At 59.4% G+C, this 24,978-nt stretch carries 27 protein-coding genes and 2 pseudogenes; 17 read left to right on the top strand and 12 right to left on the bottom strand.

What is annotated here, in order from left to right; all coding sequences use genetic code 11:
* The first annotated feature begins 23 nt into the window (after positions 1-23).
* Both ABIA90_RS26050 and ABIA90_RS26045 read left to right on the top strand, forming a co-directional pair.
* On the top strand, positions 24-380 hold the full coding sequence (locus ABIA90_RS26050) for a PRC-barrel domain-containing protein (RefSeq protein WP_354119642.1): 357 nt from the start codon (positions 24-26) through the stop codon (positions 378-380).
* Positions 381-667: 287 nt separating this feature from the next.
* Positions 668-856, top strand: a complete 189-nt coding sequence (locus ABIA90_RS26045) for a hypothetical protein (RefSeq protein WP_354119643.1) — start codon at positions 668-670, stop codon at positions 854-856.
* Between the two features lie 9 nt (positions 857-865).
* On the opposite strand, the gene ABIA90_RS26040 is transcribed toward ABIA90_RS26045, so the two are convergent.
* Together ABIA90_RS26040 and ABIA90_RS26035 are read right to left on the bottom strand one after the other, a co-directional pair.
* Positions 866-1,111, bottom strand: coding sequence for a hypothetical protein (locus tag ABIA90_RS26040; RefSeq protein WP_354119644.1), 246 nt, complete (start codon positions 1,109-1,111; stop codon positions 866-868).
* A 123-nt stretch (positions 1,112-1,234) separates the two neighbouring features.
* Positions 1,235-1,801, bottom strand: a pseudogene (locus ABIA90_RS26035) (extracellular catalytic domain type 1 short-chain-length polyhydroxyalkanoate depolymerase); the annotation flags it as partial.
* Between the two features lie 516 nt (positions 1,802-2,317).
* On the opposite strand from ABIA90_RS26035, the gene ABIA90_RS26030 reads away from it, so the two are divergent.
* Positions 2,318-2,455 (top strand): hypothetical protein, encoded by a 138-nt coding sequence (locus ABIA90_RS26030; RefSeq protein WP_354119645.1) that lies wholly within the window; start codon positions 2,318-2,320, stop codon positions 2,453-2,455.
* A 205-nt stretch (positions 2,456-2,660) separates the two neighbouring features.
* Here the strand turns inward: ABIA90_RS26030 and ABIA90_RS26025 are convergent, their stop codons facing one another.
* A complete protein-coding gene (locus tag ABIA90_RS26025) occupies positions 2,661-3,011 on the bottom strand; it encodes a hypothetical protein (protein WP_247306969.1) in 351 nt (116 codons plus the stop codon).
* Positions 3,012-3,136: 125 nt separating this feature from the next.
* Between ABIA90_RS26025 and ABIA90_RS26020 the strand changes: the two genes are divergently transcribed.
* The 5 genes from ABIA90_RS26020 (at position 3,137) to ABIA90_RS26000 (ending at position 6,652) form a co-directional block, all read left to right on the top strand.
* Positions 3,137-3,754 (top strand): LabA-like NYN domain-containing protein, encoded by a 618-nt coding sequence (locus ABIA90_RS26020; RefSeq protein WP_354119646.1) that lies wholly within the window; start codon positions 3,137-3,139, stop codon positions 3,752-3,754.
* A 694-nt stretch (positions 3,755-4,448) separates the two neighbouring features.
* On the top strand, positions 4,449-5,333 hold the full coding sequence (locus tag ABIA90_RS26015) for a hypothetical protein (RefSeq protein ID WP_354119647.1): 885 nt from the start codon (positions 4,449-4,451) through the stop codon (positions 5,331-5,333).
* A gap of 218 nt (positions 5,334-5,551) precedes the next feature.
* On the top strand, positions 5,552-5,908 hold the full coding sequence (locus tag ABIA90_RS26010; RefSeq protein ID WP_028160059.1) for a PRC-barrel domain-containing protein: 357 nt from the start codon (positions 5,552-5,554) through the stop codon (positions 5,906-5,908).
* A 98-nt stretch (positions 5,909-6,006) separates the two neighbouring features.
* On the top strand, positions 6,007-6,255 hold the full coding sequence (locus ABIA90_RS26005; protein WP_247306962.1) for a response regulator: 249 nt from the start codon (positions 6,007-6,009) through the stop codon (positions 6,253-6,255).
* Between the two features lie 91 nt (positions 6,256-6,346).
* Positions 6,347-6,652 (top strand): hypothetical protein, encoded by a 306-nt coding sequence (locus tag ABIA90_RS26000; protein WP_354119648.1) that lies wholly within the window; start codon positions 6,347-6,349, stop codon positions 6,650-6,652.
* Here ABIA90_RS26000 and ABIA90_RS25995 read toward each other — a convergent pair.
* Entirely contained in the window at positions 6,633-7,220 is a 588-nt protein-coding gene (locus ABIA90_RS25995; protein ID WP_247306958.1) for a phosphatase PAP2 family protein, read from the bottom strand. The two genes, ABIA90_RS26000 and ABIA90_RS25995, sit on opposite strands and share 20 nt — an antisense overlap.
* Before the next feature lie 96 nt (positions 7,221-7,316).
* The gene (locus ABIA90_RS25990; protein ID WP_354119649.1) at positions 7,317-8,207 is read right to left on the bottom strand and encodes an SDR family oxidoreductase; all 891 of its coding nucleotides are present in this window, start codon (positions 8,205-8,207) and stop codon (positions 7,317-7,319) included.
* Between the two features lie 394 nt (positions 8,208-8,601).
* Between ABIA90_RS25990 and ABIA90_RS25985 the strand changes: the two genes are divergently transcribed.
* Positions 8,602-9,720, top strand: coding sequence for an NAD(P)/FAD-dependent oxidoreductase (locus ABIA90_RS25985; protein WP_354119939.1), 1,119 nt, complete (start codon positions 8,602-8,604; stop codon positions 9,718-9,720).
* A gap of 991 nt (positions 9,721-10,711) precedes the next feature.
* On the top strand, positions 10,712-10,876 hold the full coding sequence (locus ABIA90_RS25980) for a DUF2934 domain-containing protein (RefSeq protein WP_502916647.1): 165 nt from the start codon (positions 10,712-10,714) through the stop codon (positions 10,874-10,876).
* 616 nt (positions 10,877-11,492) lie between these two features.
* Here the strand turns inward: ABIA90_RS25980 and ABIA90_RS25975 are convergent.
* Positions 11,493-12,716, bottom strand: a complete 1,224-nt coding sequence (locus ABIA90_RS25975) for an OpgC family protein (protein WP_354119650.1) — start codon at positions 12,714-12,716, stop codon at positions 11,493-11,495.
* A gap of 844 nt (positions 12,717-13,560) precedes the next feature.
* Here ABIA90_RS25975 and ABIA90_RS25970 point away from each other — a divergent pair.
* Positions 13,561-14,538, top strand: a complete 978-nt coding sequence (locus ABIA90_RS25970) for an AraC family transcriptional regulator (protein WP_354119651.1) — start codon at positions 13,561-13,563, stop codon at positions 14,536-14,538.
* Between the two features lie 659 nt (positions 14,539-15,197).
* Here the strand turns inward: ABIA90_RS25970 and ABIA90_RS25965 are convergent.
* From ABIA90_RS25965 to ABIA90_RS25950, 4 genes and pseudogenes are all read right to left on the bottom strand, one after another.
* Positions 15,198-15,440, bottom strand: coding sequence for a hypothetical protein (locus ABIA90_RS25965; RefSeq protein WP_187387749.1), 243 nt, complete (start codon positions 15,438-15,440; stop codon positions 15,198-15,200).
* A gap of 683 nt (positions 15,441-16,123) precedes the next feature.
* Positions 16,124-16,326 (bottom strand): annotated as a pseudogene (locus tag ABIA90_RS25960) (SOS response-associated peptidase); the annotation flags it as partial.
* Positions 16,327-16,408: 82 nt separating this feature from the next.
* Positions 16,409-17,227, bottom strand: coding sequence for a BA14K family protein (locus ABIA90_RS25955; protein WP_354119652.1), 819 nt, complete (start codon positions 17,225-17,227; stop codon positions 16,409-16,411).
* 253 nt (positions 17,228-17,480) lie between these two features.
* Positions 17,481-18,275, bottom strand: coding sequence for a class I SAM-dependent methyltransferase (locus ABIA90_RS25950; RefSeq protein WP_354119653.1), 795 nt, complete (start codon positions 18,273-18,275; stop codon positions 17,481-17,483).
* A gap of 1,185 nt (positions 18,276-19,460) precedes the next feature.
* Here ABIA90_RS25950 and ABIA90_RS25945 point away from each other — a divergent pair.
* From ABIA90_RS25945 to ABIA90_RS25935, 3 genes are all read left to right on the top strand, one after another.
* Positions 19,461-20,474, top strand: a complete 1,014-nt coding sequence (locus tag ABIA90_RS25945; RefSeq protein ID WP_354119654.1) for a helix-turn-helix transcriptional regulator — start codon at positions 19,461-19,463, stop codon at positions 20,472-20,474.
* 170 nt (positions 20,475-20,644) lie between these two features.
* Positions 20,645-20,989, top strand: a complete 345-nt coding sequence (locus tag ABIA90_RS25940) for a hypothetical protein (RefSeq protein ID WP_354119655.1) — start codon at positions 20,645-20,647, stop codon at positions 20,987-20,989.
* A 362-nt stretch (positions 20,990-21,351) separates the two neighbouring features.
* Positions 21,352-21,552: a DUF6494 family protein gene (locus ABIA90_RS25935; protein ID WP_354119656.1), complete on the top strand. Its 201-nt coding sequence runs from the start codon at positions 21,352-21,354 to the stop codon at positions 21,550-21,552.
* A 353-nt stretch (positions 21,553-21,905) separates the two neighbouring features.
* Here the strand turns inward: ABIA90_RS25935 and ABIA90_RS25930 are convergent, their stop codons facing one another.
* Positions 21,906-22,292, bottom strand: a complete 387-nt coding sequence (locus ABIA90_RS25930; RefSeq protein WP_354119657.1) for a hypothetical protein — start codon at positions 22,290-22,292, stop codon at positions 21,906-21,908.
* A gap of 393 nt (positions 22,293-22,685) precedes the next feature.
* On the opposite strand from ABIA90_RS25930, the gene ABIA90_RS25925 reads away from it, so the two are divergent.
* From ABIA90_RS25925 to ABIA90_RS25915, 3 genes are all read left to right on the top strand, one after another.
* Positions 22,686-23,018: a GYD domain-containing protein gene (locus ABIA90_RS25925; protein ID WP_354119658.1), complete on the top strand. Its 333-nt coding sequence runs from the start codon at positions 22,686-22,688 to the stop codon at positions 23,016-23,018.
* A 198-nt stretch (positions 23,019-23,216) separates the two neighbouring features.
* A complete protein-coding gene (locus tag ABIA90_RS25920; protein WP_354119659.1) occupies positions 23,217-23,897 on the top strand; it encodes a protein-L-isoaspartate(D-aspartate) O-methyltransferase in 681 nt (226 codons plus the stop codon).
* A 35-nt stretch (positions 23,898-23,932) separates the two neighbouring features.
* Positions 23,933-24,145, top strand: coding sequence for an FCD domain-containing protein (locus tag ABIA90_RS25915; protein ID WP_354119660.1), 213 nt, complete (start codon positions 23,933-23,935; stop codon positions 24,143-24,145).
* 206 nt (positions 24,146-24,351) lie between these two features.
* Here the strand turns inward: ABIA90_RS25915 and leuD are convergent, their stop codons facing one another.
* A complete protein-coding gene (leuD, locus tag ABIA90_RS25910; RefSeq protein ID WP_354119661.1) occupies positions 24,352-24,978 on the bottom strand; it encodes a 3-isopropylmalate dehydratase small subunit in 627 nt (208 codons plus the stop codon).

The raw sequence follows: 24,978 nt of genomic DNA, 5'->3' as shown, positions 1-24,978 counted from the left end.
GATGTTGCCAATAGGAGGAAACGATGGAAACGGAAAGGCGTGAAACAGGAACGCTGATCGGTAGCGATAAGGTCGAAGGCACGGCGGTCTACGGTACCGATAGCCAAAAGATCGGCTCGATCGAGCGCGTCATGATCGACAAGGTCAGCGGCCGCGTCTCGTATGCGGTTCTCGGCTTCGGTGGCTTCCTAGGGATCGGAGACGATCACTATCCGCTGCCGTGGCAATCACTAAAATACGATACGGGCCTCGGCGGCTATCGGACCAATCTCACCGCAGAAAGGCTGCAGGGAGCCCCGAAATACGGCAATGACAACGAATGGAATTGGGAAGACCCGGGACGGGCAAAGGTCGTTAACGATTACTATTCTGGGTTCTGAACCGAGCGGCCCGAGTTTGCTCAGGTGCCGTTACGGTTGCGAGGGCCCGGACTCCTAGGCACTCCGGGCCCCCGCTCGTCGGACTGCTGAGCGTCGACGAATGACCGCGAAGATGAATCTGGCTTCGGAGAGCGATTTCGCCGGAACGACAGCCGGCGCTGCCGGTTAGATCTCAAAGCTCAGGGAAATTGACGTTTGAAATTCAGCCTCGGCTCTCCACTATGGAGGTCGGGGCCCATTTCCCGTTGAGCCGGTCGGCCTTCGGAGCTGCAAACGGAGTTCGGGGGATGGAGCTCACGGACCTAGAGGGGGATTTTCTGCGGAGTCTCCAGGACGGGCCATGGATCAGTCCGCCGACGTTCGACCACGAGCTTGTCGCGCGGATCGTCGAGCTCGGCCTGGTGGAGAGCGACCCGTTGCAGTCGGAAGAGATCGAATATCGGATCACCGATGCCGGGCGGGCGGCGCTCGGCTGAGCGACGGCCCTATCCTTCCGTAAGCGCCGACTTGACCCGACCAGCCGGCCAGCTTTCACGCTCGGCGATAACGCGCACCTTGGCGCCGCCGCCGACCAGCACGTGTGAACAGAGATCGTCCTCGGCCGACGCGACAGAGATCTCCGTCTCAGGCTTCCAGTTCGGCGTCAGATCGAGATCGCCCGGGAAGCTCCGCCAGCGCGAGCCGTCGTCGAGCTCGACGATGTGGCTTTCGGAATGCGATCCGATCTTCATGGGGCGGCCGCGTTGCCCACGCGCTACTCCTGTCCGGCCGGAGCCTGGGCATTCGAGTTGTTCGGGTTTTGCTTGTCAAAGCGAGCGCCGCAAGGCGGAGGCCGTTCGCCCTGTGAAGCTCGACTACCCACTGAGCGAATGAGCGAGCAAGAAACGCAGCATCTCCCTCGTCGCGTCGGGCCCGCGCGGATCGGCGTAGGATCCGGCCGGACTGCCTCCGGACCAGGCGTGGCCGGCACTGTGGATATTCCAATGCTCGGAGATCGCACGCCCTCCCGCGTCATTCAGGATCGTGCGGGTATAAGCATGGCCGTCCGGAACTTGTCCGCGAAGCACCTTCGCTTTCAGGCCTGCTGCGTTGGCGCAATGCTCGACGATCTGGGTGCCGTTCCTCGGATGTACCGTGGTGTCGCCATCGCCATGAAAAACGATGGTAGGCACAGGAGGCTTGCCAGCCGATATCGGCTTGGATTCGCCTCCCTGCCGCATGGCGGCGAACGCGGACGGAAGATCACTGGCGGCCCCACAGGCGAGACCGGAATGAATGCCAACCGCCGCGTACAGGTCTGGATACGTTGCCCCCATGATGGCGGCCGCGGCCCCGCCCGCCGATAGTCCGGCGACGTAGACGCGCTTCGGATCGATTCCATAGTCGCGCATGATCTGGCGGGTGATGCCGGCGATCAGGGATCCGAAGCTCAAGCGGCCTCAGCTCATCACCCTTCCGAAGCTGAGGTCGCTTGCGAAGCTGAGGTCGCTTGCTCCGTCCGAATTGCGACGCCAGAACTTCGACGAAAGTCGATCCACGCGGGACTTTAAGCGTTAGTGCGGCTTTGCCGGCTGCTGGTTCTCGGGCCGGACAGTCCTGTTGCTGTCCGGCATTTTGTCTCGACCCTGATCTCCATTGTCGTCTTTGCCACCAGAAGTCGACGTACCACTTCCACTATTCGAACCAGGTGACATGCCGGTGGTGCCACGCGGGTCTCTACTCGGCGCCGTCGAGCTGGCTGCGGGATCACCATTGACCGCACCACGTCCGCTTGGTGAGCCGGCGGGCTGCGCCGACGCAGCAGCAATCGAGACAGCCAAACCAGTTGCTAATAGTAGGATTAGTTTCACGGCAAACTCCCAGGGTTGTCGCGCTTAACCCGCAGGAAGTCCGATCCGTTCCAAAGACCCAAGCCGGCGCAAGCTGAAGAGGGACCAATGACCGTCTTCGTCTACGTGAACACCGCCAAACAGGTCGGCGACGTCGACCACATCAAGGTCTTCGCCAGTGTCGATGCCGCAGAAACATGGTTCGAGGAGAATGACCCCGAGGAGGTGGCATTTGAGTCGACGTGATAAGGGCTGCCGGCGTAATTCGTTCTCGCAGACGCAAAAACTCCTAGCGCTTACGCACCGGAAACGTTTTTCTAATCAACGAACTGGTCCTTGCAATGGTAGATCCGTACGCGCCACGCCACATTATGAGCTCTCTCTGAACACCGCGATGGAGAGCCTTCTCCCGTCGTCGAGAGCCCGAGAGCATCCAAGCGCACTCGACCTTCTATCTCAGGCCAGTTGAGTTCGGGCGCACGGTGGGAATTAGCTTAACCGGGTATCCGTCAACCGGAAGCAGCACATTACTGGGTCTCCAGTACGGCGCGGTGAGGAGCAGCAAAAAAGTCGCTCGTGCGGCCATATACTGTGCCGCTGGTCGGCTGCGCTCAGTACCCTGCAGGACGATTTTACCCGCTTCGCCAGAAACACACCAACGCCAGCCGCGACCGCGCCGTGTGATCGAACTATCAAAGACAGGAAAATCCACATCGCTCATGAGACGCATACTCCAAAAACGACCACCTAAAATAGCCACATTACTCAAGAATTTTAAATAGGCTAACTTCTTTGGTGGCAACGGAGTTTCTCCTCGCCATGCGATTGCTTGAAGCTTAAATTATTTTTCGTGCGTCTCGTAGCCCTTCGTTCAATTGCTGGTCTATCGGCGAAGACCTAAATCGGCTCTCTGGAAAGCCCGCAGTCATGTCATCCGCTTCGACTAACAAGATTGCGCTTTTCATCGATGGGGCCAATCTCTACGCGACGGCGAAAACTCTGGGCTTCGACATCGATTACAAACGCCTGCTGGAGGAATTTCAGAGCCGCGGGAAACTGTTTCGGGCATTCTACTACACCGCAGTCATCGAGGATCAGGAGTTTTCCTCGATCCGTCCCCTGCTCGATTGGTTGGACTACAACGGGTTCACGGTCGTCACCAAGGCGACTAAAGAGTTTGTCGATGCATCCGGCCGCCGCAAGATCAAGGGCAACATGGATATCGAGCTCGCGGTGGACGCCATGGAGCTCGCCGAACACATCGACCAGATGGTGCTGTTCTCGGGCGATGGCGACTTCCGCTCTCTGGTCGAAGCCGTGCAGCGCCGCGGCGTGCGAGTCACGGTGATTTCCACTATCGCCAGCCAGCCGCCGATGATCGCCGACGAGCTGCGCCGCCAGGCCGACGTCTTTACCGATCTCGTCGAGCTGCAGCCGAAGCTTGGCCGCGTCCCATCCGAGCGCCCTGCCCCACGTGATCGCGAACCGCGGGGACACATGCCGAAACTCTTACAAGAGCCGAAAGGAAACGACCCTCCTGGCTAGTAAGGGTCGCCCGCATCGATGAATTTGCGGCAGAACCACTTCAATAGAACAGCATCACCGACATCCAAGCAGTCAGCGACGCGCATAGACCAATTCCGAGATACGGCAATGCCTGGCGCATCCCAGACGCGAAAATATGCTGCCAGCTCCGCATTCCTGCCGGCGACCGACGCCGAATCTGCGTCTGCATCGAACGGCGCGGAACAACTAGCGCCGAAGGCCAATTGAGAACCTGCCAAGCATCGCCGCCGATGCTGGCGGAGCGACCCCGGTCTACTTGCCCCAAGCCCCCCAACCGGGGCCATCTCCCCGACCTTGAGAAACGGCATGTGAGGATTTTACAAGTACGGCATGACCAAGGGTGGAATGATGAAGCCTGACGCGTCCGGCTAGGGCGGCTCTGGTCCCGGCAGCGATCAGGCCGGCCCCAAAAGCAACAGGAAGTAAGCCTGGCTCCTCCGGGGATTTGCTTCCCAGCCGCGTTGTCTTGCCCCGGCAACGCGGCTGTTCTTTTACGACCGGGGTCGCGCGGGTGCGCCACCCGGCGGGAAACGTCTGGATCGAGGAACCCTTACGCACGCCTGGCATTGAAGTGGCGAAGAGGAGGACTTCGCATGAATGGAATCATCTATCTCGTTGGCCTGATCGTCGTCGTCATGTTCATCTTGTCTCTACTCGGACTTCGGTAGACGCTATGGCCATTGAACCGCTCTCCGGGATCGAAACCGAGACAACCGCCGCATCCAGCCCAGCAAGACCCTGGGGTTTGCAGTGGACCCCGATCGTTGTTGGGGCGTTCGTCGCTACGGCGTTGTCGCTGATACTAATCTCCTTTGGAACGGCCCTCGGACTAAGCATGGCCTCAGCTGCGCCGACCTGGAGAGATGCTTCTGTTGCGCTATGGCTGTTGTCGGGCGTTTACCTGATCTTTCAGTCCCTCATCAGTTTTGGCTGCGGCGGTTATTTTGCCGGGCGCGTGCGGCCGCCTTACGCTTCCGCCACCGATGACATCGAGACGCGTGACGGACTGCATGGCGTTGCTGCCTGGGCGCTCGCGGTCTTAATTGGAGCCGTTCTCACCGCGCTCATAGCGGGAGCTTCAAACCGCCCGTCCGCAACGACTCAACCCCCGTCTGCCACCGAACCATCGGTCCTAAGTTACGAGCTTGATCATCTTTTCCGTGCGCCCCGGCGGCCGCCGAACGTTGATCTGACGGGTGAGCGTGCTGAAGCCGCGCGAATTCTAGCAACTGCTTCGAGTCACAGCGGCGTCCTCCCCGAGGATCGCACCTATCTTGTTCAGCAGGTCACGGCACTGACCGGGCTTGCAGCGACCGACGCAGAAAGGCGAGTTGATACGACGCTGGCCAATGCAAAGAGCGCGATTTCGAGGGCTCGCGCGGCGAGCATCATCATCGCTTTCTCGGCGGCTGCAGCGTTGCTGTTCGGGGCCGCGGCGGCTTGGGCTGGCGCAGAAGCTGGGGGCCGGCATCGCGATGGCGAGCCGATTTCCGAGTGGATGGCTCATTCCAATCGATGGCACAAAAGCCGCGTCGCGGATCCCCGGCCACGACCTTAACCTCATTTGCCGCTCAGGGTCACAGGCTGGGAATCCTGTGACCTTCCGCTGCGCCGGTTGTCGGGGTGGTGAATTCATCGCGACGCGCGAAGTACGAGATCGGTTTTTGTCGCGTCGCTCGCCTTTCCATAGCTCTCCCGCCGAACCTTTAAAGCGTAGGAACGATCGCCTCTCGATCACAGTTGTCGTGCGTCGTGTTTTTTTAGGAGGAGACGACGATGGAAACGGAGAGGCGTGAAACAGGTACGCTGATCGGTAGCGACAAGGTCGAAGGCACGGCAGTCTATGGGTCCGACGCCCAGAAGATCGGTTCGATCGAGCGCGTCATGATTGACAAGGTCAGCGGCCAAGTGTCGTACGCGGTTCTGGGCTTCGGCGGCTTCCTCGGCATCGGGGACGATCACTATCCGCTGCCTTGGCAATCGCTAAAGTACGACACAGGTCTCGGCGGTTACCGGACCAATCTTACCGCAGACAGGCTTCAGGGTGCGCCGAAGTACGGCAACGACAATGCCTGGGACTGGAACGACCCGGGACGTGCCAGAGCAGTGAACGACTACTATTCCGGGTTCTGACGGTTACCGGCAAGCCCGCCTGCGAGAGCGGGCTTGCCGCGGCGGTTAACGCGCCTGCCGTTGGTAGAGGCGCTCCACCTCAGTTGGAGGAGCCGCCAGTGCGAATACTCTTCGTCGAGGACGACGCCCTCATACGCGAATTCGTCGTGGAGGCCTTGCGAGAGGAAGGATACGACGTCATCCACGCGGCGAATGGTGCAGAGGCATTGGCATGGTGCGATCGGAAGGTCGCCGACGTGCTCATCACCAGGCTACCCGATGGCATCGACGGCTGGCAGATCGCCGAACATTGCCGAGAGCACGACCCAGGACTACCCGTGATCTACGCGACTGGCTTCTCTCCTTAGAGCATTTGAATGCAGCACTCTCCAAATCGACTGCACTTATTCTGTACTGTGCCGATCTTTCTTTTTCTAGCCGCTGCGACGCAAAGCCCGAATGCGATACCCTGAAACGCGAAAGGCCATCCTCGATATCGTTTCGGACGATCATCGCAATCCGCTGGTCGAATTCGCCGCCAGGAATTCGACTGCAAAAGCAAACCTGGAGAATAACAAGCCGCTCTATCTTCTCGGCGAGAAGATCGTGACGACCTCTGCCAGCAACCAAAAGCGAACATTGCAATGCAGCGGCGCTATTTCAGTCACGGTGGGTGATGTGAAGGCGTCGAAAGAGATCGAGTTTTCCGCACAGAAATCGGCAGACGGCAAGCTCTCCGTTTCGGTCACGCCCTTTCAATTCTAGGGCGTCGCGAGTCGCGGCGACGTCCCGCCAATGTCCGCGGCCGCAAGAGTCGCTCGACCGCGGCGCCAAGCGCAAAGCCGGCAACGACGTCGCTTGCCCAATGCGCAAGCAGCGCGATCCGCGTCAGCGAAAGTGCGACCGCGATAGCACGCACGGTGCGACGCCACGCTGGCGGCAGCAAACCCGCTGCGGACGCCAGTGCACCCATGTGGACGGCATGACCGGATGGAAAGGCATCGCGTGCCCGCCCGGAGACGGGAACGCCATGTCGGTGGCCGACGATTGTCAGCCGGTCAGGTCTGGTCTGGTCGAACGCGGATTTGAGGATATGCGGTAGTACGGCCGTCACCAGTGAGACCGTCAGGATGTGATTTGCGAGTGGGGCCTGCTGCGGCTTGCGGAGCTGGACATAAAGCCAGCCTGCCGCCGCCAGTGCGAGCAGCACATGCTCGTCCGCGCCCCAAGTGAGGGCCTTGGAAGCGTCCTCGACCTCGTAGTCGGTGTGAGCCGCGATCTCATCGGCGATCGCGACATCGATCCGTGTAGGTTTGACTGTTACGAGCGCCATCGGTCCAAGCAGGCGTCCAAAGCTGGCGACATGTTCTCCATGACAGTTTTGTAAAGCTCAGGAGCCGGTGATGGTTCCCGAGCTCTCTTTCAGCGATTACGGCTGTCCTGACCCGCCTGCCGAGCCATAAATCTGCCCGGTCGCATAACTCGCATCCGCTGCGGCGAGTTGGACATAGATCGAGGCGAGCTCAGCGGGCTGGCCCGGGCGCCCGAGCGGCGTCATGCCGCCGAACTTCTCGAGCTTCTCCATCGCAGCGCCGCCCGAAACCTGGAGCGGCGTCCAGATCGGCCCCGGCGCAACGCCGTTGACCCGAATGCACTTCGAGGCGAGCTGCTTCGCCAGCGACTTCACGTAGTTCATGGTCGCCGCCTTGGTCTGAGCGTAATCGTAGAGATCGGGTGAGGGATCGTAAGCCTGCTCGGACGTCGTGCCGATGACGCAAGAGCCGGGCTTCAGATGCGGCAGTGCTGCCTTGATGATCCAGAACGGTGCGTAGATGTTGGTTTTCATGGTCGCGTCGAAATCCTCCGACGAGACGTCGAGGATGGAGGTGCGCGTCTGTTGACGAGCGGCGTTGTTGACGATGATGTCGAGACCGCCGAGGCCCTGCATAGCCTGCTCGACCAGCTTCTTGCAGAAGGCTTCCTCCTTGAGGTCGCCGGGAAGCGCAAGGCCGGTACGGCCTTCCTTCTTGATCAGGGCGATGACCTCCTGTGCGTCGGGCTCTTCCGCGGGCAGATAGTTGATGGCGACATCGGCGCCTTCGCGTGCATATGCGATCGCGGCCGCGCGGCCCATGCCGGAATCGCCGCCTGTGATCAGCGCCTTGCGGCCGGCGAGCCGCCCGGAGCCCTTGTAGCTTGTCTCACCGTGATCGGGACGCGGCTCCATCTTGCCGGCGAGGCCGGGCCAGGGCTGTGACTGCTTCTTGAATGGTGGCTTCGGATAGCGGGTGACGGGATCGACCAGGTCCTGCTCGGCCATATCAGTGTTTCCTTTCGCTGTTGAAGATGCCAGCGAAGCCGCAGCGAGCGTCGCGCTCGCCGCGCGGACGATTTGCCGGCGGGATACTGAAGTCTTGTCTCGATGTGCCATGAAGGGCTCCGCAACTTTGCAGTCTCAACCAGCGGGGCGGAGTATCGTTGCTAAACGAGGGCGCCGGATCCCATTTGAGGTCCACAATCCCTCAGCTGCGCCGTCACGTAGGGAACGCCACAACCTTTGATGAGTTGCCCTTACGGTGCCCGAGCGTTTGTGGGAGCGTCTTATCTTTAGAGATGACAACATCGAACAGGACGACCTGCGAAGCCCATATTCGCCGTGGGCCAATCTACCACCCCCGAACATCAAGCCTGTGACCGAGAGTTTCCGCTGCGATGTGCTGATCGTTGGCGCCGGCATCACGGCCGCTCTGGTCGCCGAACGCCTGACCCGGCAGGGCCGGCAAGTGGTGGTGATCGATCGTGAGCTGCCGAGCCTCGGTAGCACGGTCGCAAGCACGGCGATGCTGCTGTGGGAAATCGACCGTCCGCTTCTCGAACTCACCCAGCTCTACGGTTTTGAAAAGGCAATTCGCTGCTATCGCGCGAGCCACGGTGCAACGCGGGCATTGATGTCGCTCGTCGCGCATCATGGAATTCCCTGCGAGATGCGGCCGCGTCTTTCGCTTTATCTTGCCGTGGGCGATAGTCCAAAACTCATCAACGACGAGTATGCAGTCAGGTCCCGCGCCGATTTGCCGTCACATTTGCTCGACTATGCCGGATTGCTGCAGCGTTTCACGGTCGGCCGGGCTGCCGCGATCCTGTCAAGCGATGCGGCCGACGCCGATCCCGTGCGACTGACGCGTGGCCTGCTCGGCATTTCTGTCAAGCGCGGCGCTCGTCTGCTCAAAGCCGATGCGATTGCGTTTGACTGCGCCGGATCGGGCGTAACTGTCGGTCTTGAGGGCGGACTGTCGGTTGAGGCGCGCGACGTGGTGCTTGCGACCGGTTATGTGATGCCGGACATTGTGCGACCCAAAGCCCAAAAACCAGCGTCCAGTTGGGCGATCGCGACGGTCCCGCAGCCGCACAATCTCTGGCCCGAGCAGGCATTGATCTGGGAGGCGTCCCAGAATTATCATTATGCGCGTACGACAGCAGACGGCCGCATCATTCTTGGTGGTGAGGATGATGATGCGCTCATCGAGCCAGACGCCCGTGATGCGGCGACGCCGGACAAGATGAGGGCGCTTCAGGCCCATCTGAAAGCGCTATGGCCGAAGGCCTCCGGCGATGTGGCCTTCAGCTGGTCGGGCGCCTTCGATACCACCAGCGACGGGCTGCCCCTGATTGGGAGAGTCCCCAAGTGCAAAAATGTCTTTGCTGCTTTCGGCTACGGCGGAAATGGCATCACATTCAGCTTTCTCGCGGCAGAGCTGATCGCCAGCCTGCTTTCGGGAGGCACTTCACTCCTACTTGATGATTTTGCGATCGACCGTGACATCGTCGGCTGAAGAATAGAGCTGGGCGTGAGGACAGGCCAGTTGCACCGCATTCACGCAAGCGATGGGCCATAAGGTGATGTTGCAGGATGGTGAGCACGAAAGCGGCCGCCAACTGAGGCGGCCTTACTCACTCTTAAATTCCGCAATCTTTCGATCTTGACACCATAGTTCTGCGTCGCACCCGTCAGCTAGGGATCTGGCGCGCTTCTTGGCTTCGATTTCGTCCTCGCACATTAGATCGATGCGAAGCTTGATATGTCCGTCGAGGCCCATAATATATGCGCGGTACTCTTGCTTCTGCTGCCCGTCCAATGCTTGAAGCCCGTATTTTGAGTTACTGCGTGTTCCGTTCATGCATACACTCGCGTTCGCAAATCGTTCGATGAGTCGAATTCATAGATCTATTCCTCGGTTGGCCTGAGACGGCCTTATTCCTCCGGGGGTTGTAGGCCCGGCGACGTTAGCCACCCGTCTATATGAGAAACGGTTTCGAGCTGCCGCAGTTTGCGTTCTAGGAGATCACGCTGTGGTCCTGGCTGCGTACTTTCCAGTTCCGCTATGATGCGGGCTCTTTCCACGTTCAGATTGTCGTCAATGTGGGATTGTGAGCGTCGTCCCATGGCACTCTCCTTTCCCTGCGTGAATTGGGCGGGAGCGCAACCGGCGTTCTCATCACCGATCAAAGCACGGTGCCGAGCGGTTAGGGAACCAGTGTGCCACCGGAACCAGAGCGACGCCAGAACAAAAGTTAGCCCAGCAAACGTCTGCCGGGGTCAGAAGCCGACTTCGGGCCATCGGCCGGGATACGGCTGCTATCGGCCTTGGCGGATGATCCGGCGGACAAGGCACGTGGCGAGACGAGGAAGATCGGGCGGCGGCATACCTGAAGACAAGGAACGCCTCTCCGAAGCTCGAATTGGCTCTTTGGGATAAAATTGGCCCGGCGGTCCTGCCCTTTGTGCCTCCTGTCCAAGGCAGGACCTGCGCTCTGGGAGATTTCATGATGGCCCACCCAACCGAGGAGCAGATACGGAAACGCGCGTTTGAGCTGTGGGAGCAGGCGGGCAAACCCGAGGGACGCGAAGACGAGTTCTGGGACCAAGCGCAGAAGGAATTACAGGGCGCAGAAGAGCGTGGTGACCCCAGCAAGGGGGCCGACATTTAATTCCGCTGTCGCCCTACTTTGGCAGTGCACCAATCTTAGTTCACCGTGCCCTGGCGTTAGCCGAGCGGGAGCATGCTCCGACCATGCGCTGAGGTGGGTTACTCGAACGTACGCGCGTTGCATTTATTCGCCGCCACCCCGTCTCGCGCAAATGTCCGAGTCGGGTCATAAGCCGTCGACGACGACTACGGAGGGCGACTGCCGCTTTAGTCCCGATAGCGGACATAGTGAGTGCCCTACCCCATGCGGCAACAGCCCCTTCGAAGAAGATGGGTCACCGCCCGCGATTCGAGAGTGAAACATTTTGCCGCGGGCGTGGCGGAAGTACTGATAACTGCGGCAGGTACTTCTCCTTTCCCTGTTAATAAGCGCTACCAACTCGTTCTGGGGGAAGGACTGCGTCAGTCAGGCTCCCAACGCAACTTGAGCGGCAAGCCGGTCTCGGACGAGAGACGCTCGGCCAGTGAATGCGCCTTGTCGGCGCTGCCGAGGACAGTAGCCATGTCCGACCAGCTGATCGATGAGTGCATTGCGGTTATGAAGGCGCTCCGCACCCAGGCTCTCTTAGTCCAAGTCCGAAACGGGTCAAAAGCCGACACCGTGACCAATACGTCAGCTAAGGGCCAAGAGCTTCCCTGCGCGCTCCATCCGCAACCTGCCAGCTAGAAAATACCGGTGCGATCTTCTTGGTCGACTGCGTCCACCCGGGGTAATGACTGCGTCTGACGCTGATCCGGTTCAGCAGCATCGCGACGACAATCATCGCGAGGATTCCAGCAAGACTGAGCACGATCTGCATCGCAGGCCGGTCCGAAATGTCAAGCAGCGTCAGGTGGCTGGCCAGCGCCAGGAGGACGCCGAGACAGTAGATTGGCAGCGAATTCTCGCCGCAGCACCTCGCGCAGCGCATGACTGGCGTCGATAGCCCGCGCCAATCGTGAGGAACGAACCGTAGCACCACAATTGCAAGAGCCAAGAAATGCAGCAGCCGGAACGGACTGAGATTCGATTTATCCAGCGGGAAGAGCAGGGTCGTCAAATCTTGCGGGACCAGCGGTTTGCCGCTGCAACTCAGCGTCAGGACCAGGCCAAAAACCAGATAGACAACAGCAAGAGTAAGCGTCGTGCGCGACGTCACCCAGGGCCAGACCCTCTCCCCTTCGATGACGCACCACGCGCCCAGCACGATCAAAAGCTGCCAAGCCAACGGGTTGAAGAACCAGGCGCCGTTGGGCCAGGCTGGAACGCTCCAGCCGAAGATGTGCACGAGCGCATAAAGCAACAGCGAAACACCAAGCGTAACGTTTGGTGCTCGCAGCAGCAGCCACAACAACGGCGCGAACAACACGTGAAAGATGACGAAAGTCGGCAAGACGTCGGTGTTGACAGGGCGATATTGCAGGATTGCGGCATGCGCAAGCGTCGCGCCCGGATGATCGAGCAGAATCCGCGTATTGCTCTCGTCAGCAAGCCGATCGCTGCCCGCGAGGTAGACGAGGACGGTGCAAGCGAGCGTGAGCAGCAGAAACGCGGCATAGATGTCCCATCCCCGCCGCAGCGAACGACCAATCATGCCGCTCCAGCCCTCGCGCTGACGTGCCCTGCCGTAGGCCAGCGCGCAGGTCACGCCCGAAATGAACATGAATATTTCGGCGGCATCGCAGAAGCCGTAGTTGCGCGGTGTCAGCCAGCTTCCGATGTTGTTGGGAACATGATCAAGAAAGATCCACCATAGCGCGATCCCGCGACAGACATCGATGCGCAGGTCGCGGCCAGCCCCCCTGAACTCCGGCGGAGTTTCGCCGATCAATCGCTTCGAGGTGTGAGTTCGATCGTGCATCTGTTTGACCTGCCGGCGTACTCGCACATCGGTCGATGAGAGGCTCTGCTGCTCCGGGCTGGGGTGCCGAGCGGGGTATCCGACCAAACGATGCGGTTACGAGCCCGAGCTACCTGATGGTTGGAGGCTCTTTCGTTGGCCAGCCGGTGCTTTGATTGCCTGGGCCGGAAGGTTCGCCGTCCTCCCAAAACGTTTGCAATATGTCGTCGCTGGCAACCGGTATCAGAAGCTGCTTCCGCATTTCGGCGAGGCGGGCACGACAATACTCACGGTAAAACATCTCGACTAGGGTGGACATGATCGAACCCTCGCTTGATCATCACCATTGACGATAGATTTCGACCATTTCAACCGGCGGTAAATATCAACGGCGCCGGAGTAGTTTGTGTCCGACGAACTCGGATGACAACGATGTGGCCGACGAGGCGCGACACGAAATCGGTATCAGAGAACGTCTAGTGCTGCAGGACAGTCTGTCCGCGGATCGTTGAGTTCGATCAATCGCGAGAGTCATAGAAGCGGAGCTTACGGGTTCACCCCGCCAAGGATATCTAAACTAGACCCGATAACGGCAATCAGAAATAGAGCCATCACGACCGCCTCCTCTTGAAGGAGATTTTTTGACGCCACGGCCTTCGCAATCACTATAGACCTAATTTCTGGCCACTAAGTGAACGAGTTCACATCAGCATTGAACTTAGCTGAGCGAGACTAGCAGGCCAATGGCGTAGCTTCTTGGACTCTTGCGCACAGATCAAACAAGTTCGGTGCGCGAACTGCAAAATGCAGATACCGGTGAGTTTGTCGCATTTGATCCCGATGTCCAACAAGGCTGGAGGTCCCCATGTCTATGGACGCAGCCGAATTCGTATCACATCGATTCTCGACGCGGGAGTTTCCGGAGCGGATGCGAATCCCGCTATGGCGCGAGGACTTTGGGCGAGGCATAGTCCACGCTGATATTGAGCCTCTATCGAACGCACCGTTTCAGGCCTACGCAACGCTGCAAGCGATCCGAGGTTTGCGCAGGCTCGCGCTGAAAGGCTCCCCTATGCGTTTCAAGCGCTTGCAGGCGAGCATCGCTGATGGTGATGACTCAATCGGAGTCATCCTCTGTTCTCCCGGCAAAAGTCAACTATCGCAGCGCTGTCAAGAAATCGAGCTTCACGCCAGCGACGCCATCGCAATTCTGCATTCCGAGCCGGTCACCGTCACCTATGTCGACGGATTGCTATTCGGTCTTGCCGTACCGCGCGACGCGCTTGCACAGCGCGTGACGAACGTCGAAAGCCGCGCCATGCGGCCGATTTCTCACCGAAATGAAGCGCTCCGACTTCTCATGGCTTATCTCAAGTCGGCATTTAATGAGAGTGTTCTGGCCACCCCGAAGCTGCGAGATGCAGTCGTGACTCACATCCACGATCTCCTAGCGCTCGCAATCGTCGAGTGCGCTCCCTTGGGCGAGAGCAGTGCGAGCGCTGTCGTGACTGCGCGCCACGGCGCCGCCCTTGATTACATCGAGACACACTTTCAAGAACCAGGACTCAGCGTCGAGATGGTAGCTCGTTGCCAAGGCATCTCACCTCGCTATCTGCAGCGCCTGATGACATCGTCAGGGTCATCGTTCACCGGGCACGTGAATGAGTTACGCCTCCAACGAGCGCTCAAACTGCTGACCGATTCCAGCGCCAGCGCGCGGCTAATTTCCGATATCGCCTTAGAGGTCGGCTTCTCGGATGTTTCGCATTTCAATCGCTTGTTCCGAGCTCGCTTCGGCGATTCGCCGCGTGGCGTTCGTTGCGCCCGAAGGGATCCTAGCTGATCCACGTGCCCCTCGGCGAGTGCGAGTGATGGTCGCCCAATGACCGCCTTGGGTCATAAGCCGTCGATGACGACTACGGAGGTCGACTGCCGCTTCAATGCCGAACGCTGACATAGTGGTTGCCCAGCGCAGCGGTCTCGGCCGGGAAGCGCAACAATCTGCAATCAAGGTGTTCTGCGCATAGCACAGCTACAGCATCGCGGCGGAGTACCGCGAAGTGGAGACTGGCAAGGGAGCCGATGCTTTGGAGCGTCGGCCTGAACTCGCGGCAGCCATGAAGCATGCTCGTAAGGTCGGTCGAGGTGGCAAGACAAGCGCAGCCCCGATCGCCAAGCTGGACCGGCTGATCCGCGACGTTCACCTCATCAGCCGGCCTCATGGAGCATCCGGCCTCATGGTGCATCGCGTGTCATTTCTGGTGGCAGAACTAGGCGCGGACGTCGATCCGTTTGCGCTAGCCGGTTCGGCGTGTACAGGCGCACTCTGGCCAGAAGGCTCGAGAAGGGGCCGGTGAAGTGATTGCGCAGCAATGATGCGCGTGGGTTAGCCTAACGCCTTCCCACCCACGATCCATGCCTGGTGGATACCGAGCGGCGGATTACGCGTCCACCTTCGGTCTTCGAGTCTCGGCAGACAATCGCTAACCCGCTCTGCGATTTCTACTGCGTGGCCACGTTCCCGGTCGCATCGCGATCATTCTTCGGGTTGTAACCTGAGTCGTGAAGATTTTTGAGATACATGGCGTGATCGTTTGCGTTCATACCACCCGCCCAGCCCATGGGCGATGGCGATTCCGGAACAGCGGCATGAGTGTTCATCGCGTGGCGATGATGGTGCGTTGCCGAGGCGGCAGTGACGGAGAGAGTGAGAACAGCGAGAGCGACGAGCAGTTTTCTTGTCATAGTTAGCTCCTGTTGGGCTTCCCCCCTGGAGTGCTACAACGCATAACATAGTCAGCTCACCTCAGGTAGCATCACCTTCCGTCGTCACCACAACGTGACTTTTTCGGAGCAAGCGTGATTGGCGCGGGCGCGCTCCTCAACTTGGGCAACACCAAATCTCTAGAGACGTCCCAGCGAACAGACAGAAGCGCGGCCTTGAGCTGCTGCCGGTTCGATCGACGGCTGGTTAAGCTAATGCCACCTTCCTGAACTTGATCGGGCTGAAACGGCGGTCTCGCGACGATGTACGAAAGCGTCCGCGGTACTTTGATCTCGGAGGACGCCGACAGGCAGCGAGTAAAAACCGCGATTTCGGGTCCGAGGAAACTCGTGATTGGAGAGAGCACGCGGCCGACTTGGAAAGTGGGATGCTCAGAAGGGCAACGTTTTTCGAGATCACCAACTGGTCCGATCATCTCATTCGCATAAGCACTCTTTTCCGCAACTTTTCCCTCCCCCTCCCCCTCGGTCAAAGAACGCCTTGGCTCGCTTGTGCGCAACGCAAATCCAGAACGCAATCCCACGGTTCGCGTGTCCCGCCGATCGCGTGCATTCTCGCTGAATCGCACATTCCGAAGAATGTGGATTCCCATTCGGGATTTCGCACTAAGCCAAGCTGACACTGAACCATACGGCTGGGTCCTTTATGCCGCCGCCCGATCTTCCTTATCGGCGCCGCGCAGCACGATCTTGAGCGCACCATCCGGCAATGGCCGCTGCAACGCCTTGGCCTCGTGCCGCGACGCGCGCATCCAGACATCGCGTTCTTCACCGGTGGTCAGGATCACCGGCATGGCCTTCGGATGGATCGACAAGACGACACGTTCGGTGACGTCGTCAGGAAGCCGCAGCAGCCGAGTGAGGGCGGCTGCATCTCGCTGCCATAGCGGCAGGTCAGCTAGACTTGTTGCCGAAACACCGCCCCGCACTTATGGGCAGGAACGCCGCCGTCCGTCATAGCCGATGTAAGTTCCGGATGCCGGATCGTAGGTCTGAAAGTGCTGGCAGTCGTAGCCCCCGCGCGGTTTGTGTTCAACGCGAGCTGGTTCGCCTGGTTTAGTTGCCGATTTGCTGTTCTCCGTGGCCACGTCCGGTTGACCTGCGGTCTGGGCGGGGTTCACGAAGGCGGCGTAGCTGTTTGCCCAGGCAGGCAAGGAGACACCGGGCGTCTCTTCCACAACGGCAGGTTTCTGTTCCATGGAGCGCCGCGCGTCCGCCAGTTCGGTTGCAAGCGCTTCGGCCCTGTCGTGCTCCTGCTGCAGAGACTGCCACAGTACCGCCGTCGCGCTGTCGACCGCTTGGCTGAACTGGTGCGCCTCGCCGTTGGGCATCGACAGCAGTTTCCCGACGTACCGCCATGCCTTCACAAGTTCTTTTTCGAGCGCCTCAGCCCTGGCGTGCTCTTGCTGCAGAGACTGCCGCAGTTCCGCTGTCGCGCTGTCGACCGCCTGCTTGAGCTGCGCCGCCTCGTCGTCCTTCGACAATGGCGTCTGTTGCGCCATGACCGGCGGGACGATCGTGATGAGCTTAGATAACTCCTGCTGAGTGGCGTATCGCGCCACATAGGCGACGACGTCGGCGTTGAGACAGAACCCGATGAGTGCCGCCGCGACGAGGGTTCGGGCGAACCAGGAAATTGCAAATCCCCGCCGCGCGTGTGACGCCTCGAGGATGACGACGTTTGGTGCGGCCTTAATCGTATGGCGCATGTAAACCACCGCCGGGTTCTCAGGCCAATGCTTCTTCACTTCGCCGGAAGCCTAACCCCACCCGTTGTGCGCCTCAAGTTTGGTGTTACTCCTCGGTGATAGCTCCGGCTGCACGCGGAGATGCGCCGCCCCGAGCGGGAGAGGCACGCCGCTACCGATTGCGGTGGACAACGTGCCGGACACAACGGAGGCCCCCGCGTTGACGCGCTCGCGTCAAGGTCGATGATGGGACGCTTGGTCGACTGCGGATGCGTTGCGCAGGATGGCTGATGGGCACGCAGTGCCGGGTGCGTTATTTTCGAGTTCCAATCGTACAGAGATAGTCGCGCGGCATGGCTAACCCGACCGGCGAGCGGTGCTTCTCATGCATCGCGATGAAGTCTCGTTGAAGTGCCGTGCGCCTTTCAGGGTCGAGCGATGCGGCCAGCGTTTTTGTCGGACCATAGCCAGTCACAAATATGTCCCATACCGTTTGGCCGCTCGGCATGCGGAGTACCGTGGTGCCAGGTTCAAAGGCCAGATCGAATGTATCGCCAAGCAATTCCCGAACGCGGCCTTCCCGGCCCCACGCGAATGGCGAAGGAGGAGGATTGTCAGGCGGTGGCGGCATGTATGGCCGCATTGTCTGGAATATTTCTTCAACCGCGCTGCCAGGCAGCCAAGTGACCAACCCCAGTCGCCCGCCCTTGCGCGTGACACGTGCCAACTCGGCAGCTGCAGCCTCGGGGCGCGAGACAAACATGACACCGAACGTTGAAGTCACACAGTCAAAGCTTTGATCCGGAAATTCGAGCGCTTCGGCATCGCCGACCTTGAAGTCGATCTCCGGTGCAATCAGTTTCGCCGCCTCGATAACGCCGCCACCAATATCGATACCAGTCACCTTTGCGCCTCGATTAGATAAACGCCGCGCAGTCCAGCCCGTGCCTGTCGCAACGTCAAGGATGCGCTCTCCCGGTTGCGGCCAGATTCGATTCACAACGTGATCAATGGCGTCTGCTATACTTTGGCTCACGGTATCGTAAGACGCGCCGCCGGAACCCCAAGTCGCGGCGGGTTTGAGGTTATGAGCAAGAATTTGCGCCATGAAATTTACTCCTCGATCTCGATGGAATAATCAGCTCAGTCGCTTGAGCCCGGCGTGATGAGAACATTGGCACGCAAGACGAACCTCAACCACAGTTTACAAATCGGTTGCGGCACAATGTCTCAGTTCAAGGTAGACCGCCTAGCGCGATGATATGAGCGCGCGTCCGAAACAGATGCATGTCCTCTGCAACTGCAACCACGGATTTTCTCGCGCCAGATATTCTCGATAGGTTCGGTCGCACGGTCCCCGCGCTTTTCGTCGCCATCCATAGGACCCTCGACCATCCTGTCGTGTCCGTGCGATGCACGACGTGGAAGCTATAGCGTCCTGCGAGGACATCAGTTTTGACGCATCCGCCAAATTGGGTCTGGATCGCTGCTACATAGTTGGTGACTGCTGCGCTATGAAAGGGACGATCCGCTACGTGCGGCGAACTCCCATTCACATACCCATTTGCATGCGAAATTGATTTTAGCTGCGCACGCGCGCGTCATTGGTTGTGAGGGGTTCAAATCATGACGAAGCACTTTTCGAGGCGCATCATGACTGATGTGCTCGTAGTCCTAGTATCTGTAGTGATGATCACGATTGCAGTGACATTTTTGGGCGATCCCATTCGGGCCCGCATCGCTGCTTCTATCCCAACCCCATTCGATCTTGCGATGGTCAAGACACTCGCAACCGCTGAACCGAGCAAACTGAGCCTTCCGCGCGCGCAACCGAGCTGCCGGCTTCGTTCCGCTCCTCTGCAATGGAACGTAGACTGGCTTTTCCGGCCGCCCGCAGCTCGCGGATGATGTGGGCTTGCTAAAGAAGCAAGCCGTCTCGGTTGGCGGCCTTTAGGCACGGCGTTTTCTTCACCTTTTGAGGAGTGACGCCAGTCGTATCTGCTGTGGATCACACATGCGCATCCTGAAAGTTGCACACGCAAATTCTTCGTGCCCTTGCGGCATTTCGCGCATCATAGCAACCTCGATGCGAACCGTGTCAGCATCGAAAGCCTGACGGGAAATTCCTCATCATTTTCTTGAGGTCCCTACCTCCATTTGTAATCCACCTCACACCTGCAGCGAAGCTGCGGTCCGATATTGTCTCAGTCTTGGCGTCATTCGAGGAATTTACAGATTTCGTTCGGGCGCTCAGTCGTTCTTGCGTGGTTGGGCACCGAAACGGGAGGCCGGCATGCCAACGTCATCTCCCCTTGTGCGATGGTCGACTGAGATGCTGCCGGAGCGAACAAGATTCTCCACGTTCCGTGAAGAGTTTACGCGGCTGAACCTCGCCTTAGACGTGATAGATCACAGCGGCGGCCGCCCGCGTATCAATGTCACCTACTTGCCGCTCGGCCCGGTTGGCGTTTGTAGCATTGTCACCACGCCGGTGGAGTTTATCCGTCACAAACGCCACCTCAAGGATAGCCGTGACCGATTCGGACTTAACATCGTCGAAGCTGGCCCGGTCCAATTTGCAAATGCTGGCCAGGAACAAGTCTATGATGCCGGCGCCGCTTGTTTGGTTGACCGGGGAAGGCTGCTGCGAGTATTTGGGTCGCGTGGCGCCAGCGTCAAATTCGTGACCGTGCCGGCTGCCGCCCTTAGGTCGCTGGTTGCACAGCCGGAAGATCTATCAGGTCGGCCGGTGCGTCCTGGACCGGCGCTTCGCCTGCTCCACCTCTACCTGCAATCGCTCGCATCCTTCAAAGAACCTCCGTCATCAAAACTCGCCTCCACCGTCGGCACACATCTCCTCGATCTTGTGGCCGCGACGCTCGGGCCGACCGTCGAAGCTGCAAACCTCGTTACGGAGCGTGGTGTGAAGGCAGCCAAGCTGCATGCGATCCTGGCGGAGGTCGCGCAACGCTTCGGCGATCCCAATGTCGATCTGAACAATGTTGCTGGAGCGCTCGGTATATCGCGGCGATACGTACAAAAGTTGCTCGAAGAGACCGGAAAGTCGTTCACCGAGCACCTTGCAGCGTGTCGGCTTGAGCGTGCCTTCGCGATGTTGACTGACCCGCACCATCTGCATTTGGCCATCATCGATATCGCGTTTGCAGCCGGCTTTGGTGATGTCTCTCATTTCAATCGCTCGTTCCGCCGACACTTCGGCGAGACGCCATCAGGCGTGCGCGCCGCATCGATGGTGCGGCAGAAGTCATCCTGCGCCCCCTCACAATGCGCGGGCGACGGCCGTTGAAAACGCGGACAGTTCGACCTCGCGGGACGGCAGGCAGCGCGCACCGGGGCTACAGGGCTGAAAGAGTTCCTTCACCTTGATCTATGGAACACGCGAACTGGCCATAACCGGGACCGCTTCGCGTTGAAGAATGAGACCGTCGCTGCTGGGGGCCAAACGGAGACAATCCGATGAACACTCGGACACTTGCTGCAGCGCTCGTGGGAGCAACTCTGTTCGGCCTTACCGCCGCGCAGGCCGCGCCGAAGCCCAAGGCGAAACAGGCGGGCGCGGTCACCGTCACCGTGACGAACTCGCGCAAAGCGGATCTAGTCCAGCTGGAGGCGGCCAAGTCCGGGTCGCCAGACTGGAAGGAAGTACTGGGCCCGCTGAAATCCGGCAAGCAAGCGTCGGCTAAACTGCCGCAGGCCAGCGATTGCCGCTTCGATCTGCGCGGGACGTTCGACGACGGCCAGTCGACGGATGCCTCCGGCATCTACGTCTGCGCCGATAAGACGCTCAACCTGACCGATTGACACAGGCTCTTTTATCGCGCTCCGCATCAGCACGACGCGGCAGACGGCAGGCGCAAGGCCACACGAAGGCCGCACAGCTTAGGGGACGGGTCACGCACAGAAGAACTCAGGTTGAGCATATCGAGTCCGCGTGGCCCAAAAGAGCGGACATCTAGCGGACACGCCGGGTCGGCCGCTTGGGCCACGAGCGGAAGCACTCCACTGAGTGAGACTTTCGCTTCCAGGTGTAGTCTTCAGCTTCGGGCCGAGGTTGCAGGCAATCAGGTTGAGGAGGAAGTCGGCGGCGACGCGAGCGGGGCCTCGGTGTTTCGTCATTGCTCGCCTCGTGTTAGACTTTACCTGCCCGATCAGGGAGAACAGCCATGACCGCCGAGTTCGATGAAGACCGCTTCAATATGGCTATCCGTAAATTTCTGAAGCATGTCGGAGTTACATCGCAGCGTGAAATTGAGAACCTAGTGCGTAGCGGGGAGGTGAAGGATGGCAGGCTCAAACTGCGAATGACCCTGTCCGCTGAGGGGACACCGCTGAAACATGTGGTCGAGGAAACAGTCGCGCTCTGACGATTGTCCCGGCTGTGGGAAGTCATGGCCCTGGTCCTCACGAAGGCTATCATTGCGGTCGCCGGCCGAACGTCGCCTTCGGGTCAATAGCGTCGGTTTTGCGCTCGGCGGCAAACTTCCGGTTCGCAGCTATGAACCGACATGTGGCTGTGCCGTGTCAACGGAAGCGATGGGCTAGTTGCAGACGTCAAACCATTTTACTCCGCTGCATTTTGTCAATCAGGCGTTTGTCTTTAGCTTCTGTGTTTCTTGGGTAGCTCTGTTCGCCGATGCAGGCCTGACACAATTTGTGCCCATTGTAGTGAGGGCCCCGTTGATCGCCGCTGGTGGGGCGCGCTCGCGGGCAAGGATTTCTAGAGATCCCCTCCTAGGATTTTCCTGCCCGCTGCGGTCTGGGACATCGCATCCTTGCAGGGATCACTCAACTCCGCCATGTGCGATTTTATGCAGGCCCTGATACCGCCGGTGCCCGGCACAATACCAGCACACAGCTTAGTAACGTCGGCCTTGCAGACCTTTCCGGCCACTGCAACCGTGAGCAAGCGTTCCTCGCAGGCTGGCGACAGGTCGGTCAAATGCGACTTTATGCAGGACTTGATCCGGCCCTCGCCGGGCTGAATGCCGGCGCACAGTGTCTTGGTATCGCCGGCGCAGGGCTTGCCCGCTTGCTGTGCCACGGCGGCAGAGCCTGACCAAAGCAGCGCTGTCAATATAATAAGCCCGGATCGCATTCCTGTCATCTTAGATTCCTCTGAGATTCAAAAAGGGCAAATTGGGCGCAATATCCGAAAGCCGACCGCGGCGCGAGAACGACGCCGCTGGGACGCTGTAGGCGGTTTGTGAAGATGGCGCAAAGCGTGGCGCGCGAAGGCGGCCCGTCTGGCCAAGCGCGGACTCATGCATCGCATGCAAACGACATACATGAGTTGCACTTAAACTTCACTGCGGTGATGTGCTGGCGGTACAGAAGCGATATAGTGATTTTTCGAGTTGCCAGTTGGACGTGCCGAAGTTCCCTTCTTGATATTTCAATGGCAACCTGCATGCCGTCGGCGGGCATCGATCTAGACCCGGATTCCGGGTGCATCGAAATGTAAAGTGCATCTTCAGACAACCTTCGAACGGAGGAGAAAATGCCTTTATTCATCACCTACGCCTCGTATTCCAACACTGGCATTAAGGGCATTATCGATAAGCCGATCGATCGCACCGAGCCGATCCGGACGCTGGTCGAGAAGGCGGGCGGCAAGCTTGTAGCGGCCTATATGACGACGGGCCCGCATGACGTGGTGATCGTGACCGAGCAGGCTGATGGATCGGATGCGGTCGCCGTTGGAATGGCCGCAGCTGCAAGCGGCGCCGTGGCCAAAATCGAAACGGTACGTGCCTGGACGCTTGCCGAGTTCAAGGGCATCGCCGAAAAGGCGTCCGGTTTGGCTGAAGTGTACGTTCCGCCTGGGCGGTAATTGCGCGTTTGCGAGGATGCCGGAGGCATCCTGGAGCGGCCGTGATTGCCGTAACCGATCAGTAGGGTAGACGGCCGTAGCGGATAGCCGGCTAACAGCGACGCGGCGTTCAAGGTTCGGAAAGAGGCCCGCGAGCTATGTGACGCGAGCCAAGCCTGCGGTATGCCAAACATGTCTGGGTGCCCGCGAGGGTTGCCAATGCGACCAGAAGACATTGAGACCTTGCGTAAAGACATGCTCGCGATCATCGCCGCCGGCGCCTCTGCGCTGCGCGACATAATCGGCAAGGACGCCTTAGATGAACGCGTCATGACGGCCATGGGCAAGGTGCCGCGGCACGCATTTGTGCCGATTGAACTTCAGTCCTATGCGTATGAAAATATTCCACTTCCAATCGGCTTCGGAAAGACGATCTCGCAGCCATTTATCGTCGCCTTGATGACCGATTTGCTCGACATCAACGCCGACGACAGTGTCCTCGAAATCGGGACCGGTCTTGGCTATCAGGCCGCCATCCTCGCGCAGCTGGCCCGCAAGGTATACTCCGTTGAAATCATCGAAGAGCTTGGCCAGAAGGCGAAACAACGGCTCCGCGAGCAGGGCTGCAGCAATGTCGAACTCAAGATTGCCAATGGCTATCACGGTTGGTCAGAGCACGCGCCCTTTGACAAGGTCATCGTGACGGCCGCTCCCGATCTCATTCCTCCTCCGCTGATCCATCAATTGAAAGCAGGTGGGAAAATGGTCATACCGGCCGGCCTGCCCAATGCACAGCAGCTCATTCTCGCGGAGAAGCTCGCCAACGGCAGAATGACGATGCAGGAGATTTTGACCGTCCGGTTCTCTCAACTCGAGGGGACCGGATCTAGCCTGCAATAAGCCAGGTGGCGCACCCGCAGCAGAGCATGGCCACAATGAACATCGTGGCCTTCGAAGAAGGGGACGTCCGTCGTCGCCACGAGGATCACCATCGCATCTTCGAGGCGATCGTCAGTCGCGAGCCCTGGCGCGCCGAGATGCTGATGCGTGACCACGTCACCAGCGTCAAGTCGTCTTTGGTGCGGTCCCTCGCCTCTCCGGCTGCAGTTCACGCAGCTGCGCAGACCGCTCGGCGGCTCCGACGCTAGACCAGGGTTCAGTTCAGCGCCAAGGACCATGATATCGTTGCAGTATTGAGAGCAAATAAGAATTTCGGTTTGCTCCACTGATCTCACACACCAGGCATCTTCGGGAGACTATTCTGGACGGTGTGCCGAAAGTTGTTGCATCCATCTCCTCCTCCGACTGCTTCATGCACCAGTCTTAGGATGACGAGTGAACGGTCCCTAGCTGCTTACGCATCAGTTGCATATATCCAAGGCCGCAATTCGCGATCTCGATGCCGGTAGGTCTCAATCTTTGCTTGATTTTTGAGGGTCAGGTCTATCTCATCAAAGCCTTCAAGCAGCGCCTCACGCCGCCGGGCGGGGACGGAAAACGAGACCGGCTCGCCATCGGCCAAACCCACCTGGCACCCTTGTAGATCGACGACAAGCTGCCGGTTCGCAGGATCGGTTGCGACGGCGGCGGCCAGACTTTCGACCAGCGTCTGGTCCAGCGTGAACGCCAGAATTCCGTTCTGAAAGCAGTTTGCAGCAAACAGGTCGGCGACACTTGGGGCAATGACGCAACGAATGCCCATGCCGGCAAGAGCCCAGACCGCGCCTTCACGCGCGCTCCCGCAGCCGAAATTCCGGCCGCACAGCAAGATCGAAGCGCCATGGTAGCGTGCGTCGTTCCGGAAAAAATCCGGATCGGGTAAACCGTCCGGCAGATAACGCAGGCTCTCCATGCAATACTGCCCGAGGTCGGCCCGCGGCACCGCATTGAACAGCCGTTCCACCCGGATGATCGTGTCGGTATCGATATTGTCGCGGAGCAGCGGCGCTGCGATGCCCTGGGTGCGGGTGAACGGCTGCAC

This window comes from Bradyrhizobium sp. LA6.8 (assembly GCF_040547935.1).
In the GTDB taxonomy this organism is placed as follows: domain Bacteria; phylum Pseudomonadota; class Alphaproteobacteria; order Rhizobiales; family Xanthobacteraceae; genus Bradyrhizobium; species Bradyrhizobium barranii.
Note: the sequence above shows the minus strand (reverse complement) of the source record. Positions and strands in the feature narration are given on the sequence as shown.